The organism is Verruconatronum alginivorum (assembly GCF_056590205.1).
Genome location: NZ_JBWPVQ010000001.1, coordinates 365387 through 381920, shown reverse-complemented (window position 1 = coordinate 381920; position 16534 = coordinate 365387). Strand labels below are relative to the sequence as shown.

Here is a 16534-nt window from a genome sequence, read left to right as displayed (position 1 = left end):
AAGATTCGACGCCGCCTTCGATTTGGGTTAGCCCGCTTTGCGGGTTTCTTCAGTCAGAGAACGCCGTATTTTTCAAAGGCCGCGGTGGAGGACATGCCGTTTTCAATCTCCTTGCGGACCAGATTTTCGGCGGAGGCCTTTTTGACGGCCTTCTCGAACACCTCTTGTTCGATCTCCCTCGGAATCACCACGACGCCGTCGAGGTCCCCGAAAATCAGGTCGCCCGGGCGCACGACCGTGCCCTCGATCTCGATCGGAGTGCGATAGTCGGCCACGATCATGCGAACCCTGGAATCCTGCGCGAAACGGCCGGTGCTGAAGACCGGCCAGTCTTGTTCCAACACTTGGGGAGTGTCCCGGTGGGGGGCGTTCACCACCGCGCCCGCCGCGCGGCGGGCGCGGGCCGTGGCCGTGAGGATTTCTCCCCAGCAAGCCGAGGAATGGGAGGGAAGGCTGCCGACGTAGACCTCGTCGGGTTCGAGTTGGTCGAGCGCCTCGGTCAATTTGCCGAACGGTCGCTTTTGGGGACCGTAAACGTCGGACAAGCGGACCGGCATCGCCCGGCCGATCAGTTTCATGTTTTCGCGTATCGGTTGCACCGCCCGCGGCAGGAACTGGTGGTATCGTCCCAGCTCATCCAGCACATCGCCAACGACAGGCGTGTAAAGAAGCGTCCGGAACGTGGAAAACATTTGTTCTTCGGTCATGATCATTACCAGTGGACCAACCGGATCGGTCTGGAAAGGAAATTCCCGGGGAGTTCAACAATGTCAGCAAAACCGGGGTCGCCAGTCGGTCCACGACCGGGGAGACTTATTTTGAGGATGGCGAACCGGTTCCGGGGGCGGCATGAACTTTTTTTCCTGTTATAGGTTTTCCCGCCGGGCGGTTTGGCTGGCGGCGGGGATCGCGTTGATATTCGGATGGGCGCGGGTCGCCGCCGGTGGGGTGGCGGTGGTCACGGTTTTGGATTCGGAACGGGTTCAGGACACTCAGTTGCGGAAAGGCAATGGGTGGGGCGGGTGGAATTTCGGAAATGGCCAATACCTGCAGGTCGGTCACAAACCGGCGATCGCGCATGATTTTGTTGAGGCGGTCAGCCTGGTGCGGTTCGACCTGTCCGGTCTCCGGAGAATGGAGGTGGAATCGGCGCAATTGAGGCTGTATGTGCCCCGCAACCTCCATCAGATGCAGTCCTTGCCCTTGCGGGTGCATGCGGTGAGTGAGGCGAACGCCGGGTGGCGGGAGGGATCCTCGGAGGCGGAGGTGGAGGCGTCGGCGGCCAGTTGGAACGAGCGGGCCGAAGGTATTCCCTGGGCCGGGGCTCCGGGCCTGGGGATGTCCGGGATCGATTCTGGGGAGGAGCCGTTTTCCATCCGGATCAGCGATGGAAACCAAGGGGAGTGGTTGGAGTTCGACTTGCCCGCCGAGTTGGTGCAGCAATGGATGGACGACCCCGACTCCAACGCCGGACTGCTGATCCGCAGCGACGACGATCTGGAGGTCGGTCAACACACCCACATCGCGGCGAGCGAACATTGGACCGGCAACGGGCCCCGTCTGGTGATTCGCGGAACCTTCGTCCCGGGGATCGTTCCGGAGGGCATCCATACCCTCGCGGAGGGGAACCCGAGATTCGTTTTTCCGCCGGCCGGCCCGGTTTATGAACGTTGGCTGGCCGGCAGGGGGACCCGCTATGTGGCTTGGGCGCAGGAACCGACAATCGGTTTGGACGAGACCCAACGGATTTTTCCGTATCTCTGGGATATTTTGGTCCGGGGTCGGTTGACGGTTCCGAAAGCGATGATTCCCCTCCGGGATCTCTTCCTGGCGATCCCGACGGTGGTCGCCTCCGGGGATGAAGAGACGGCTCGGAGCATGATGATCGATTTTCACACCCGCGTGCAGGTGCTTGACTATGCGCGGGGGCAAAACTGGTACAATGCGGGGCCGGTGGTGGAGCATTTGAATCCGTTGCAGATCGCCCGCTTCTTCGTCCGCAGCCCGGAGGAGACCGCGGCAACCGGGATTGTGGGGATTTATTCCCAGGTCGATGACGGCCGGTGGCAGACGGAATACACCCAGGCTGAAATCGATGCGGCGATCGAAGGAAAAGTGAATCGGATGGCGAACCGGCTCTCCCTGCAACCGGGGACGCCGCCCTATCTGGCGGTGCGTGCCGCAGTGGAGGAACTGTTGCCGACGGAGTATTTCCACCGGTCCGAACTCAAGAAAGCGTTGGACGAAGTCGCGGCGCTGATCGAGGTGGAGGAGGATGGATTGGAGATGTTGTTCGCGATTCGGCGAATGTTTTTCCATCACCGGATGTTCCTTCTGCACCAGTCCTTCTTTGGCCGGCCCTTTTTCGACGTGATCATGGAGCACGCTCCGATGGTCGATTTCCTGGAGTGGGCCTATGATCTGCGGGCCAACGAATATTCGCCCCAGCGGGTGGGGAGTCAGATCGACGCCGCAGCGAGGTATTTCTGGGGGCCGAGTCCGTATCATGAAGCGGAGTTCGCGCGTTTTCAGGGCGCGGAGTGGGGGAACGATCTCGCAGGATATTCAGGAAGTGGATACGTGAGCTTCGGAACGGCGGGAACGCGCCACATCGAATGGACGGTCGAGGTCGAGACGGGAGGCGATCATTGGCTCTCCCTTCGGCACGCGGTTGCTGCCGGCGGGTCGCAGAATCCCCTGCGCCTCTCGGTGGACGGCGAGATTGTGCATGATCCCCTCGCCTTGACCCCGGCCAGCGCGGGCGCCTGGACCTGGACCACCGTGCCGGTGGATTTGCGGGCTGGAACCTCGACGATTCGGCTTAGCGCGCATGGCGGGGGAGATACCCTGATTGATGGGATGGACCTCGTCGCGGTCGATGAGACCTGGCGATTGGAAAAACGGTGGGAGTTGGTCGTCGGCGGTCCGGTGGCCGCCGAAGTCCTGGGGGCGGCGGAGTTTCCGGGGCGGAACAGCAATCTGGCCGCCTGGGGATCGGTCGCGTTTGACGGGGATCGGGTGTTCGCGTTGGGGACCAACAACGGGATCATGGCCTTCGATTTGGTCGGGAGTGGGAGCGCCACAATCCTGCGGCCCCGGTGGGAGATCGATCCGGAATCGGTCGATTTCCTTTCCGGAGCCGACAACCGGCAGCGCGGGATGACGGTCAACCCGATGACAGGAAACCTTCTGATGGTGAACCGGATTGGCAATCAGGAGATCGAGATCGTCATCCTCAGCGGCGGCACTGGCGCGAAAATCGGCAAACTCTCCGTCGATGGAATAAGCGGCGGCAATTGGGATCTGAATCTGATCGCCGCCTCCGACGATGGGGCGATTTACGCCTGCAATTGGACCGACGACAGCGCCGTCCGACCGTTCAAGGTGTATCGCTGGGAGAATGAGGCGGCAAATCCGACGCTGGCCTATGCCGGGGATCCGAGCGAAGGAGATTCGAATGCGGCCCATCGCCGGTTTGGACTGACCTTTGCCGTTCGTGGTTCGGGAACCGGGACCGAATTCATCGCGACCACCCGGGAGAACCTCGCGGCCTTGTTCACCACGGCGAACGGGACCGGATTCACCAGTTCGCGGATTCTCGTCGACGATCCGGTGGTGGGCCAAAACCGGTTGATGGAGCGGGGAGTCACTTTTCTGAAAGGAAATCGGTTTTTGGCTAAATCGAGCGGATTCGGAAGCGGCGACCGGCCGTTGTTGGAAATTGAATACAATTCGCCGGCCGGATCGGGATACGTGCGACGGATCTTTTCCTCCGATCTCGGGCTGGTCCCCGAGGATGGATCCCCGATCGCCTACGATCCGGGCACGGGCTTGTTGGGGATGGTTTTGCGGGCGGGAGCCGGGGAGCCTCACTATTTCCATCTTTACCGTTATCAATCATTGGAGGCAGCGACCACCGAATTTCTGACCGACGGAAACCGGCAGCGCGGATTGGCGATCAATCCGGTGACCGGGAACCTCCTGGTGGTCCACCGGGTGACGAATAGCGAGATCGTGATCCCGGTCCTGAACCGCGACACCGGCGCCGCGCGAGGTTTTCTGTCGGTGGCGGGAATCGCGGGAGGGGATTTCGCGTTGAGTGAAATCGCGGTCGCGGAGGACGGCGTAATCTTCGCGGCGAATTTCGTCGGCAATTCGGCGACCGTGCCGTTCCGCCTTTACCGGTGGGAAAACGAGCAGGCCGATCCGGTCCTGGTCTATACCGGAGATCCGAGCGGCGGGAATCTTTTCGCCAGCAACCGGCAAAACTGGGGGGAAACCATGGGGATCCGGGGGGCGGCGGCCAAACGGAGCTGATCTTCAGTTCCCGGGGGACCCTGGCCGCGATCTTTGTCGCAGGGGAGCCTGGCGGGCCCTGGCAGGCTCGGCGGATCTTCACCGACGCGGAAGCCGGGGAGCTTTCCCGGGAAGTTGCCTTTGGGGAGGGGAATCGGTTCCTGGCGAAAACCGCGACCAGCGCCCTCGGCAGACTCTTGGAGATCGAGTATGATTTCGCGACCGAAACGGGGACCATCGTCCGGGCTTTCGACCCGTCGATTTTCCCGCAGGAGGTCGGGCCGATCGCGGTCGATCTGGAACGACGATTGTTGGCGGGGGTGACCCGGGGAGGGGAAGGGATTGTTAAAACCGTCCAACTCTTCGGTTACGACAGTCTTTCCGGCAACCGGGTGAATCTCCCTCTCGACACCGAAGACTTTTCCCTGAGAACAAGCAGTTCCGGGGCGTGGGGAAAGGTGGTTTTCGACCGGAACCGCCTTTTCGCGCTCTCAACCAACAACGGAATCCTGGCCTTGGACTTGGTGGGAACCCCCTCGCCGCAAAATTTCGACGCCTGGCGGCAGGCGAATTTTTCCCCGCCGAGCGCGACGATCTCGCCACCAGCGGTCCCGGGGTCGACCTGGTCGGGGATGGAATGTCGAACCTCTTGCGTTATGCCAGCGGACTTGGCGCACGGACGCCTGGACGGGACCGCCTCCCTTCTCTGGAATCCGTCGACGGCGGTTTTCACTATTCCTTCACCCGCTCGCCCGCAGCGACCGATCTGTCTTATCGCCTCCAATATTCTTACGATCTTCAAACCTGGTTCGACGGGGACGAATTCTTCGAGGAAATCGATGTCCGGGAGGCAGGCTTGGTGGAACGGGTCCTGATCGAAGTCAAACTGGCGGATTTCGGCCGGATTTTTGTGCGTCTGCACGTTGAATTAATCGATCCGTGACCCAACATTACGGACTCTTTCCCGTGTTTTTTCTGAACAATGCCAGTTAGGGCTGATTTGAATCGATCCTTAAAGAATTCGACCATGCATTCGATGCGTTTCCGTCTCCATTCATTCGCACTCATTGCGCTCTCGATTATGATGTTTTCAACGGATCTTCAAAGTGCCGACCGTCCTGCGGGTTCGTCCGGAACGATCGTGCTTCCTTCGGATGCCGCCCGCTCGGTCGAGATCGCCGGGCAGGAATTGGCCGAAGGACTGGAAAAACTCTTCGCCGGCCTTCGTTTCGAAGTCGGCTCCGGGGGTCCGGGCGAAGAGGACGGCCCGGTGATCCACCTCGGGGTGGGGGAGTTGCCCGCATTGGGGAACGCCTTCGATGGCGGGCGCTTGCCGGAAGGGCCGGAGAGCTTTGTGGTGGGAACCGCCGAAAGCGAAGGCCGGCAAGTCGGGGTGATTCTCGGATCCGATGCGGGAGGTTTGGTGCAGGGTGTCCACCGGCTGTTGGATCGGCTCGGTTACGGGGCTTATCTCAACTTCTCGGCGGTTCCGGCGGAACCGCGTCCCGAATTTGGATGGGAAGGCTGGGACTTTAGTGACCGCCCTCTGATGGAGCGGCGCCTAGTCTTCAATTGGCACAATTTTCTCTCCGGTTGTTCCTCGTGGGACGCCGAGCAATGGAAGGAGTGGGTTCGGCAGTCTCAGAAAATGGGATACAACGGGATCATGGTCCATGCGTATGGCAACAACCCGATGATCGGATTCGAGTTTCAGGGGACCCAGCGCCCCGTCGGCAACCTCACCTCCACCCGGGTCGGTCGAGATTGGGCGACGAACCACGTCAACGACGTGCGCCGCATGTGGGGGTGAAGTTTTTGAAAACCCGGTGTTCGGGAGCGAAGCGGCGGTGAACGGCACGGACCGGGAACGAACCGAGGCGGCCCAAGAGTTGATGGCAAAAGCGTTCCGTTATGCGGGAGAGCGGGGAATGAGCGTGTTTTTCTCCATCGACGTGGACACGGAGTCGGCCAATCCCCAGGAGTTGGTTACCCTCCTCCCGGAAGAGGCCCGGTTCCAGGTGGAAGGCCATTGGTTGCCGATTCCGGACAGCGAGGAAGGATATTCGCTCTACAAAGAGCAGATCCGTAACCTGTTGGAGGTGTATCCGGAAATCAACGTCCTGGCACCCTGGTGTCGCCCCGGGCAGAGGAACGGACCTTGGACCCGTTTGACGCCGGAGACCTTGCCGGAAGTCTGGCGGGAGGAATACGAGAGGACGATGGCGGGACTTCCGCACCTCTCGATGCACCCATGGTCGCCGCGGCTTTTCGGATTGGCGAAGATCGTCGAAGCCTACCAGCGGGCGGTTAAGGAGCTCGGACGGGAGGATGTCGAAATCGTATTCGGGACCTGGTTACGCCGGGACGTGTTGCCGCGGCGGGGCGGCCATTTCATTAACCCCCGGCTGATGCATGCGTTCATGCCTGAAGGTGTCGCCTTGATGCCTCTCGATTGGGACGTGATCCGGGACGATTCCTTCTTCGAATGGCCCGACCTGCAGTCGGCCTTCGCCGAAGTGACCATCCTGGGAGGCCGGCCCATGTATCCGATCGCCTGGGCGCATCACGATGACGGCGATTACTTCGGGCCTCCGTATAAACCGTTTTCGAATCTGCACGATCGGCTGACGGTCATGGGTGTCGAAGGCGGGACCTTGGCGGTGATCCATTGGATGACCAAACCGCTCGACCTCTATTTCAAGTCGACCGTCAACCAGCTTTGGGAGGGATCGAGGAACCAGCCGCTCGGCGAAGCGGTCGCCCGAATGGGGACGGACCTGGCGGGAGAAGCCCAAGGGGAGGCGCTGACGCGGTATTTGGAGGCGTGGCTGTCTGGCATGCCCCGGATCGGCCGGGAAACCAGTTCCCGTTTCATGCACACCGCCTCGGGTGACGACACGCTGGCGGAGTTGGACGAAGTCCGGCGGGGGAAGGAAAGGCGGCTGAGACTCCTCGACGCGATTGACACCGATTCGCTTTCACCTGCTGGAAAGGAATGGATCGAATATTTCCGGGGAATGGAGCATTATATTCTGGCGGTTTTCGAGAACGAGCATCGCTTCCGTGAAGCCAAGGCCTTGCGCAACGCGGGCGACGTCGTCGCCGCCCGCGAGGCGTTGCGGGAAACCAGTCCGGAGCAGGCGATCGCCCGGTTCGCGGAATTTTCCCAAAACGGAACCCTGACCCGGGGCGAGCAAGGATTGATCGTTTCGATGAACACCCGGTGGCTGAGTCATTATGAGATGCTCGGGCAGATGGTCGGATTGAAACCGATTCGATACAATTTTGGTCCGACCATTCACGAGGAACTCGCTCAAGACCCCGGGCGTTACACCTTTCACTTCGACACGGAACGGAACCTTTGGGAAGTGCTTGGGGAGACGGAAACCGGATACGGAATTTACCAAACGGACGACCAAGACGGCGACGCCGGATCGGTCGAGGCGGAGATCGTTCGCACCGGGTTGATCGGGGCTGGTGAAATGACGATCCAACTCGGGCCGATCATGAGCCGGGAGACCCATGCCGGAACGCGAAGCCTCCAACCTGGCGAATACCGTCTCACGCTTCTGGTACCTGGCGATATGGACTCCGCGATCTCGTTGGAGGTGGTCAACGGCGGGACCGGGCCGATCGCTTCGAAAGAGTTTGCCGCCGTCCAGGGAGCCGACGACGTTCGTCGGCTGGCGCTCGATCTGAAACTGGAAGATGCGGGCCTCCCGACGCTGAAGGTGACGACTGGAAACGGCGACCTGCGGCTCGGCGGGCTGATCCTTGAACCATTATTCTAAATGCTGAAAACTCGTATGAAAAGACTTCTGACATCGACTCTCCTGGCGGGATTGTTCTGCTTTTCGAATACCGGAGAGGCCCAGGAAATCATTCGCGACAACATCCATGTGAGCCTTGGAAAGCCGGTCACGGCGGTCGGGCATGCCCGGGGAGGAGTGCCGGAGCACGCGGTAGACGGTGATGCGCAAACCCGTTGGCGGGTGCCGACCCGAGAGATCTCCGAGGATGGATCCGCCTGGGGAAAACCGGCCTGGCTGAAGGTTGATCTCGGCGATGTCCATACCCTGGAGAAAATCGAGGTAATGCCGGAAGGGAAGCGCCCGTATCAATACATCGTCGAAGCATCCAGGGACGGCGTCGATTTCCAGCGGATCGTTGATCGCCGGGGGAACCGGGAGGAACGGGAAATAATCGTGGACCAGGTAGACCGGGTTCCGGCCCGTTACGTCCGCCTTTCGATCGAAGGGATCGAGGGAGGACGTTCGAGCTGGGCGAGCATTCACCAGTTCAACGTCTGGGCCGCGCCCCAGGAGGAGACCTTGATCGTATCGGGTCCGGCCAGGGTCCACGATACCCAACTGCGGCGCGGCGATTATTGGGGGAAGTGGAATTATGGGGACGGACAGTATTTGCAAGTAGGGGCATAAACCGGCGATCGTGTATGATTTTGTCAGGACGAAAAGCCTCCTGCGCTTTGATTTGGCCGGCCTTCCCAAGATGGATGTCGAGTCGGCCAAGGTCTTGCTCTACGTTCCGAAGAATCTGACCCAGATGCAGCCCCTCGCGTTGCATTTGCACCGGATCAGCGACGCCAACGCCGGGTGGAAGGAAGGGAGCTCGGAGGCGAGTCGCGAACCGGAGGCCGCCACTTGGAGCGAATTGGCGGAAGGAGTTTCCTGGGCGGGTGGTCCGGGTTTGGCGGTTCCGGGGGTCGATTTTTCCACGAAACCGCTGGCGAGCCGGATCGCCGACGGCGATGAAGGGACCTGGTTGGAATTCGAATTGCCCGGTGACCTGGTGCGTCAATGGATGGACGATCCTGATTCGAACGGCGGACTTTTGATCCGGGGCGATGACGACCTGGAACTCGGCCAGCACACCCACATTGCGGCGAGCGAGCATTGGACTGGTAAAGGGCCCCGTCTGGTGGTGACGGGTAAATTCCTGGAGGAGAAGGTGCCGGAAAGTATTCATACTCTGGTGACGCCGAATCCGACCCTGGCTTTTCCGCCGCCGCTTCCGCTCTATGAGCGCTGGCTGCGGGAGCGGGGCACCCGTTACACGAATTGGGCGCAGGATCCAATGATCGGGATGGATGAAATGCAGCGGAAGTTCCCGTATCTGTGGGATATCATGGTGCGGGCGCGGATCACTCTGCCAAACGCGATGCTTCAGTTGCGCGATCTGTTCGAGGAGATTCCGGAAATCGTGAGGAATAATGATGAGGAGCGCGCCAGAGAGGCGATGACGGACTTTTTTGGATACATGAAGGTCCTCGATTATTCGCGGGCCCAAAACTGGTATAACGCCGGTCCGGTGGTCGAGCACATCTCACCGCTGCAAATCGCCCGGTTTTTCGTACGGCCGCCCGAGGAAGTCGAGATCAGCGGGGTGGTCGGGATTTATTCCCGCTTCAATGATGGTCGCTGGCAGCGCGAATACACCGAGGAGGATTTGGAGAAAGAGATCGCGGCCAAGATCGAGCGGGTTTCGAGACGGTTTCAATACGAGCCCGGATCGGAGGCGGGGGAGGCGCTCGAAGGAGCGGTGCGGGAGCTTTTGCCGATCGAGTGGAAATACCGGTCTGAACTGCAACTGGCGATGGACGAAGTGTTCAAGTTGATCGACGAGGAGAACGACGGTCCCGAAATGATGGCCCAGTTGCGGAGACTCTTTTTCGCCCATCGGATGCATTTGATTTACCAGTCGTTCTTCAGCCGGCCCTTCTTCGATGTCTTCATGGAGCACGCGCCGATGGTGGCATACGCCAATTGGGTCTATGACATTCGAGAGAACCAGTATTCCCGTCCGCGGGTCGGCAACCAGATCGTGGCGGTCAAACGCTTCATGTGGGAACCGACCGAGTTTCATGAGGCGGAATACGGTCGGTTCGAAGGGGCGGAATGGTCGAACGAGAGATCGGGGCATACCGGCACCGGGCATGTGACTTTCAACGGGGAACCGGGTGGTTTTCTTGAACTGGAAGTCGAAGTCGAAGAGAAGGGGAAGCACGAATTCGTCTTCCGCTACGGATTGAACGGCGGGCGCGAACTGGAGCTCTTGTTGGCGATCGGGGGCATTATCCTCGATCGACCGCTGCGGCCGGCGGCGACGGCGGAAGGCGAGTGGGCTGAAGCGGGGGCGACGGTCCGACTGCTTCCGGGCACCTACCGGGTTCGACTCATCGCGGTAGGCGACGCCACCGGTCTGGATGTCGATGCGATGGAACTGCGGCGGATGGAATGATTCACGCTTGTTTGCGAACCGTTTTGCCCGGATTCCAAAGACCATTGACCAGCGAGACATCGGGGTAGTCGACGCGGCCAAGTTCGTTGTAGGTGACCTTGTCGATCAAAAGGTTGGCGGCGCGAATGCCCTGTTGCTCCCAGGTGGCGTAGATTCCCGAGCGGACTCCCCATGGCGGGACAGGCGAAGGTGGCGAGACCGATGTCGCGCGGGACCCGATATCCGCCGGCCTCGAGCCAGGCGAGCGGCTCCTCGAAGCGGTTCACCATGACGACGTCGGGGGCCTCCTGTTCGATCCAGCGGAGGAACGTTTTTTGGCCCCAATTATGGGTGAGGAGCGGTTGCGGAAAAGTGTGTTTGGACGTGTGGTGCTCGGCGAGGTAGGCGGCGAGCCAGCGATAACCGAGGCGGGAATTCAATTTCTCGCTGATGGCGAGGCCGATCCGCTGGTAGCCGAGTCGCCGGCATTCCTGAATAATCGAGATCGAGGCTTCGTAATGGTTGCTGCGGACCCGGTGGACGCGGGAGTCGACCAGGGTCGGCCCGATCGCCACCGCGACGAAACGTTCCCATTGCCAGTCGTAGGTTTGCCTCGGTTCGGGGAAAGGGGAGAAAATGGCGCCGTTGATGCCGCGGGTGTAAGATCTCCCCCAGGCGGACCGGCGTGAACTTCTCCAAGGGCGCCCAGATTTCCTCCAGGTGAAACCCGCGCGACTCCGCTTGGGCGCGGGCGCTTTCGAAACAACCTTGAATCCCGGGGAATGCCTCCGCCCAGCCTTGTTTTGATGGAAAGAACGTCACGAAAGCCAGGGTGGGTGGGGAGGCCGGCAGTTTGCCGCGGCGGCGACTCCGCATCAGGGCGGTGACGTAAGGGTTGCGCCGGTATCCCAGATCGTGGGCGACCTTTTGGATGCGCTCGCGGGTGGCGGGAGGAAGTTCCGGACTTCCCTGGAGGGCGAGCGAAACGGTGGAACGCGAGACCCCGGCCTTCCGGGCGATATCTGTCATGGATACGGAATCGGACATGGGCGATCGGTGATTTGGCGAGCACGGTTCAAACCGTTTACTCAACAATGTCAGAAGTAGCGTGTTTGCTGGATGGGGAAATGTCCACAACGCTTTTCCCGGGATCAGAATTAAAAGGAGAAGAGGCTGGTTTCCGATTGTTGCTTATGAAAATTGGACTCGGTTTATACCGTCGGATGTTGCGGCGTGAGAACTATCAGTTTGCCCGCCAATGCGGATGCACGCACATCGTGGCCCACTTGGTCGACTACATGTCCGGAGGGCAACTCACGGGCACGGATGAAGTCACCAGTTGGGGGGCGAGCGACCGGAGTCCGGACGATCTTTGGAGTGTGGAAGAATTGCGGGGCCTGAAGAAGGAGATCAACGCGGAAGGGTTGGAACTGGAGGCGATCGAGAATTTTGATCCGGCCCATTGGCACGACATTCTTTTGGATGGACCGGCCCGGGACGAGCAGATGGAGAATCTGAAGACGATGGTCCGCCGGGTGGGCGAAGCCGGGATTCCGATCATCGGCTATAATTTTTCGTTGGCGGGGGTGTGGGGCCATGTGGTGGGGCCATGGGGGCGCGGGGGAGCGGAGTCGGTCGCGTTCCGCGGGCCGGCCGGTCCTGAGGAGACTCCGATCCCGGCGGGTCAGATTTGGAACATGGTCTATGACAGTTCCGCTCCTGTCGGGACGTTGCAGAGTGATATTCCGACCCATGAGGAGCTTTGGGAGCGGGTGGGACGATTTCTGCGGGAGTTGGTCCCGGTGGCGGAGGAGAGCGGGGTTCGGTTGGCCGCCCACCCGGATGATCCGCCGATGCCGACCCTGCGGGGGACTCCCCGGCTGGTGTATCAGCCGGAGATGTATCAGCGTCTGCTCGATCTTTATCCGAGCCGGGCCAACGCTCTGGAGTTTTGCCTGGGAAGTATTTCCGAAATGACCACGGGAGATGTGTATGAGGCGACGGAGAAATATGCCCGCCAAGGGGCGATCGGCTACGTGCATTTCCGCAACGTCCGGGGTAAAGTACCTGATTATGAGGAGGTCTTTATCGACGAAGGGGATATCGACATGAAGCGGATTCTTCGCATCCTGCATTCGGCGGAGTATGACGGAGTGTTGATCCCGGATCACACCCCGTCGATGAAATGTGGCGCCCCGTGGCATGCCGGAATGGCTTATGCCCTCGGCTACATGCGATCGGCCCTGGAGGAGGTGCAAGGATGAAACCGGTTTCAATGATCGGATTCCCCGCCGGGGCGGTCGAGGAAGCGGCGAATCCCGCGTTTTTGCTTCGCCATGAACATGCGTTGATCACCGGGGGCGGGAGTGGGCTCGGCCTCGGGATAGCCCGTTGCATGGCGGCGGCCGGGGCGCGGGTGACCTTGGTCGGTCGTCGCGAGGAATTGCTGGCGGATGCGGTCCGGGAAATCGGCGACGCGGCGCAATATCTCGTCCACGACATTACCGCGACAGGGAAAGCCGCTTCGTTGGTGGAGCAAGCGGGGCGGGATGGAGAGGTCCCGGTGACGATTTTGGTCAACAACGCCGGGATCCATTTGAAAAAGCCGACCGATGAAGTCTCCGACGAGGAGTTTCTCGCGGTGATGAACACCCATGTGTTCGCCGCGCACGCCCTCAACCGGGCGGTGATTCCGGGCATGCTCGAACGCGGCTCGGGCAATATTGTCATGATCGCGTCGATGGCCTCGCTGATCGGCTTGCCCCGGGTGGCGGCTTATGCGGCGGCCAAGAGCGCATATGTCGGGCTCGTCCGTGCGATGGCGGCGGAATACTCCGGTCGCGGCATCCGGGTCAACGCCATCGCCCCCGGCTGGATCGAGTCGAAGATGTTGCGAGGTGCGTTGGAAAGCGATCCGCAACGGAAGAAACGGATCCTCGAGCGGACCCCGATCGGCGGTTTCGGTCGACCGGAAGACATTGGCCACGCGGCGGTCTATCTATGTTCCCCGGCGGCCCGGTTTGTCACCGGCGTGGTCTTGCCGGTTGACGGAGGCGCCAGCATCGGATTGTAATCGTGGGATGTCGACGAGCCGCAACGGACCGGTATCCCGATGCCTGGAGGGGAAGGTTTCGTTCGTGGCGACGGCCCTTTTGCTGGGGCTGGGTCTCCTGATTTTCGGAATGTCTGCCGGTTGCGGCCGCGGCCCCGGCGATCGCGTGGTTCTCCGGGTGGCGCATCCGCTGGACCGGAACCATCCGGTGCATCTGGCCGCCGAGCGGATGGGGCAGGTATTGGAAGAGGAATCGGGGGGAAGATGCAGTTGAAAATCTATCCCAACGGTCAACTTGGCGGACTTCGCGAGACGATCGAGCTGCTCCAGATCGGGAGTCTCGACATGACCGTCGCCTCGGCCGCGGTGCTGGAAAGTTTCATCGGCGATCTGCGCGTATTCGGTTTTCCATACATATTTCGCGATGACGACCATCGAATCGCGGTATTGTCCGGAGAGGTCGGGCGGGGGCTTTTCGAGGCGGGGTTGGATCAGCGGTTGCGGGGGCTGGCTTATTTCGACGCCGGCAGCCGAAGTTTTTACACCCGGAACCGGCCGATCCGGCATCCGGACGATCTGGCCGGCCTGCGGGTGCGGGTGATCCCGAGTCCGATGGCGCGGGCGATGGTGCGGGCGCTCGGCGGGTCGCCGGCCTCGGTCAACTGGGGGGAACTTTATTCGGCTCTCCAGCAAGGCGTGGTCGATGCGGCGGAAAACAATCCTCCCTCGTATTTCCTCTCCCGCCATTATGAGATCACCGGTTATTTTTCCTCAACGAACACACCGCGATTCCCGACATGTTGATCATCAGCGAACCGGTCTGGCAGAGACTCGGCCCCCGGGAACGGGAGTGGCTGGAGAAAGCGGTGGCGGTGGCGGAGCGCTATCAATGGGAAGTCTGGGCGGATGCGGTGAGGGAGGCGTTCGCGGAATTGGAAGCGGCGGGTGTGGAGATCATCACCCCTGACCGGAGGCCGTTCATGGATCGGGTCGAATCGATTTATGAACGGACCCGCGAGACGGATCCCGGTCTGTATAAAATCGTCGAACGGGTGAGGAGGATGGAGCCGTGAACGGGGTGAAACGAATTTGCGACCGTTGTCTCGAATTCGCGCTGGTCGTTTTGCTGGGGGGATGACGCTGGCGATCCTGTGGCAGGTATTCACACGATTGATACTGAGGGACGCCAGTGATTACACGGACGAGTTGGCCCGGTATCAGTTGCTCTGGTTGGGGACGTTGGGTGCGGCCTACGGGATCGGACAACGCTACCACCTGGCGATGGATTATTGCCTCGGCCAATTGAAGCCGGCGGCCTTTCGGGTCGCCGACCGGTTTACTCATGTGGTGGTCTTCGCGGCGGGGTTGCTCATCCTGGTTGTCGGGGGCGGGTCGCTGGTCTGGCTCAGTTTTCAGTTGGGGCAGCGGAGTCCCGACCTCGGGATCGCGCTCGGCTTTGTGTATCTCTGTATTCCGGTGAGCGGAGGCTGTTTATGTTTTTACACTCTCTACCATTTCCTCCACCCGCGCTCGGCTTTGCCCGGAGAAAAAGGGGGAGAAGGCGGAGCGGATGCCGCGGTGTGATGGACTTATTTGAAGGAGAAACCAGATGATGGAATGGCTGCCGGCGATCGTCCTGGTCTTGTCCTTCGGCTTGTTGTTGGTGGCGGGGGTGCCGATCGCGTTCGCGATCGCCCTCAGTTCGTTGCTGACCCTCCTCTTCAGCATACCGTTTTTCCCCTCGGTCACGACGATGGCTCAGCAAATGGCGACGGCGATGGACAGCTTCGCGTTGTTGGCGATCCCGCTGTTTGTGTTGGCGGGGCAAATCATGAGCCAGGGAGGGGTGGCCCGGCGACTGATCGCGTTTGCGAAGGCGGTTTTGGGGCCGGTCCGGGGTGGCTTGGCCTTCGTGAACATCTTGTCCGCGATGCTCTTCGGATCGATCTCGGGGAGTGCGGCCGCCTCGGCGGCGGCTATCGGCGGGGTGATGACGGGACCGATGACGCGGGACGGATACGACCGAGGATTCTGCGCGGCGACCAATGTGACCGCGGCGACCACCGGCCTGCTGATTCCGCCCAGCACGCCATTGATCATTTATTCGCTGGCGGCGGGAGGGGTATCGATCGGGGCGCTGTTCGTGGCCGGATACCTGCCGGGTTTGCTGCTCGGATCGGCCTTGATGGCCGTGGCCTATGCGGGTGCCCGGCGGCGGGGTCTTGCCGCCGGTCCGCCGGTTCGGTGGGGGGAGATCGGAACCACTTTTTTGCATGCCTTGCCGAGCCTGTTTTTGCTGGTCGTGGTGATCGGTGGAATCATCGCCGGTTTTTTCACGGCGACCGAGGCGGCGGGAATCGCGGTGTTTTACAGTTTTGTCCTGACCGTTCTGGTGTATCGGGAGGTTTCCTTCCGGGAACTGCCGGGGATTTTGTTGGCGGCGGCGCGGACCTCGTCGATCGTGATGCTCATCGTCGGGGCCTCCCTGTCGATGGCTTGGGTCATGGCCTATGAGGAATTGCCCCAGACCGTCGCCGGGGCGCTGCTGCAACTTTCGGAGAACCCGCTGGTCCTGTTGATCGTGATCAACCTGGTCCTGATCGCGGTGGGGACCTTCATGGACATGACTCCGGCGTTGTTGATCTTCACTCCGATCTTTTTGCCCGCGGCAATGGAGGCGGGCGTCGATCCGGTTCATTTCGGGATCATCATCGTTTTGAATCTGGCGATCGGGCTTTGTAGCCCTCCGGTAGGCTCGACCCTCTTTATCGGTGCCTCGGTCGCGGAGGTGCGGATGGCCCGGATGATTCCGGCCCTTTTGCCCTATTTCCTGGCCATGGTAGTGGTCCTGGCTCTGGTAACTTTCTTTCCTGGGATAAGTCTCTGGCTGCCAGGGGCGTTCGGTTTGAATTAAAAGGACGGCTGACTGTTTTCCGCCCGCGGGAACCG

At 60.8% G+C, this 16534-nt stretch carries 13 protein-coding genes and 2 pseudogenes; 12 read left to right on the top strand and 3 right to left on the bottom strand.

The features are described 5' to 3' along the window. Positions 1-53: 53 nt before the first annotated feature. Positions 54-707 (bottom strand): RraA family protein, encoded by a 654-nt coding sequence (locus ACWUI2_RS01320; protein WP_486981058.1) that lies wholly within the window; start codon positions 705-707, stop codon positions 54-56. 142 nt (positions 708-849) lie between these two features. Between ACWUI2_RS01320 and ACWUI2_RS01315 the strand changes: the two genes are divergently transcribed. From ACWUI2_RS01315 to ACWUI2_RS01290, 6 genes are all read left to right on the top strand, one after another. Next, complete coding sequence (locus tag ACWUI2_RS01315) at positions 850-4317, top strand: DNRLRE domain-containing protein (RefSeq protein ID WP_486981057.1); 3468 nt, start codon at positions 850-852, stop codon at positions 4315-4317. Between the two features lie 616 nt (positions 4318-4933). Then, complete coding sequence (locus ACWUI2_RS01310; protein ID WP_486981056.1) at positions 4934-5239, top strand: hypothetical protein; 306 nt, start codon at positions 4934-4936, stop codon at positions 5237-5239. Between the two features lie 138 nt (positions 5240-5377). Then, positions 5378-6106, top strand: a complete 729-nt coding sequence (locus tag ACWUI2_RS01305) for a hypothetical protein (RefSeq protein WP_486981055.1) — start codon at positions 5378-5380, stop codon at positions 6104-6106. Positions 6107-6122: 16 nt separating this feature from the next. After that, positions 6123-8087, top strand: coding sequence for a hypothetical protein (locus tag ACWUI2_RS01300; protein WP_486981054.1), 1965 nt, complete (start codon positions 6123-6125; stop codon positions 8085-8087). 15 nt (positions 8088-8102) lie between these two features. Continuing rightward, positions 8103-8735: a discoidin domain-containing protein gene (locus ACWUI2_RS01295; RefSeq protein WP_486981053.1), complete on the top strand. Its 633-nt coding sequence runs from the start codon at positions 8103-8105 to the stop codon at positions 8733-8735. A 10-nt stretch (positions 8736-8745) separates the two neighbouring features. Then, positions 8746-10554 (top strand): DNRLRE domain-containing protein, encoded by a 1809-nt coding sequence (locus ACWUI2_RS01290; RefSeq protein ID WP_486981052.1) that lies wholly within the window; start codon positions 8746-8748, stop codon positions 10552-10554. Here the strand turns inward: ACWUI2_RS01290 and ACWUI2_RS01285 are convergent. Next, complete coding sequence (locus ACWUI2_RS01285; protein ID WP_486985088.1) at positions 10476-11108, bottom strand: type 1 periplasmic-binding domain-containing protein; 633 nt, start codon at positions 11106-11108, stop codon at positions 10476-10478. The genes ACWUI2_RS01290 and ACWUI2_RS01285 overlap by 79 nt on opposite strands. A 331-nt stretch (positions 11109-11439) precedes the next feature. Next, a pseudogene (locus ACWUI2_RS01280) lies at positions 11440-11562 on the bottom strand (helix-turn-helix domain-containing protein); the annotation flags it as partial. 164 nt (positions 11563-11726) lie between these two features. Here ACWUI2_RS01280 and ACWUI2_RS01275 point away from each other — a divergent pair. The 6 genes and pseudogenes from ACWUI2_RS01275 (at position 11727) to ACWUI2_RS01250 (ending at position 16499) form a co-directional block, all read left to right on the top strand. Next, positions 11727-12797, top strand: coding sequence for a mannonate dehydratase (locus tag ACWUI2_RS01275; protein WP_486981051.1), 1071 nt, complete (start codon positions 11727-11729; stop codon positions 12795-12797). Next, positions 12794-13606, top strand: coding sequence for an SDR family NAD(P)-dependent oxidoreductase (locus ACWUI2_RS01270; RefSeq protein WP_486981050.1), 813 nt, complete (start codon positions 12794-12796; stop codon positions 13604-13606). Before ACWUI2_RS01275 ends, ACWUI2_RS01270 begins: the two co-directional genes overlap by 4 nt. Positions 13607-13613: 7 nt before the next feature. Next, positions 13614-13859 carry a hypothetical protein gene (locus ACWUI2_RS01265; protein ID WP_486981049.1) on the top strand — a complete coding sequence of 82 codons (246 nt, stop codon included), beginning with the start codon at positions 13614-13616 and terminating at the stop codon, positions 13857-13859. After that, a pseudogene (locus ACWUI2_RS01260) lies at positions 13850-14658 on the top strand (TRAP transporter substrate-binding protein). Before ACWUI2_RS01265 ends, ACWUI2_RS01260 begins: the two are co-directional and overlap by 10 nt. 61 nt (positions 14659-14719) lie before the next feature. Continuing rightward, positions 14720-15169, top strand: a complete 450-nt coding sequence (locus ACWUI2_RS01255) for a TRAP transporter small permease (RefSeq protein ID WP_486981048.1) — start codon at positions 14720-14722, stop codon at positions 15167-15169. A gap of 28 nt (positions 15170-15197) precedes the next feature. Further along, the gene (locus tag ACWUI2_RS01250) at positions 15198-16499 is read left to right on the top strand and encodes a TRAP transporter large permease (RefSeq protein ID WP_486985028.1); all 1302 of its coding nucleotides are present in this window, start codon (positions 15198-15200) and stop codon (positions 16497-16499) included. Positions 16500-16534: the final 35 nt, after the last annotated feature.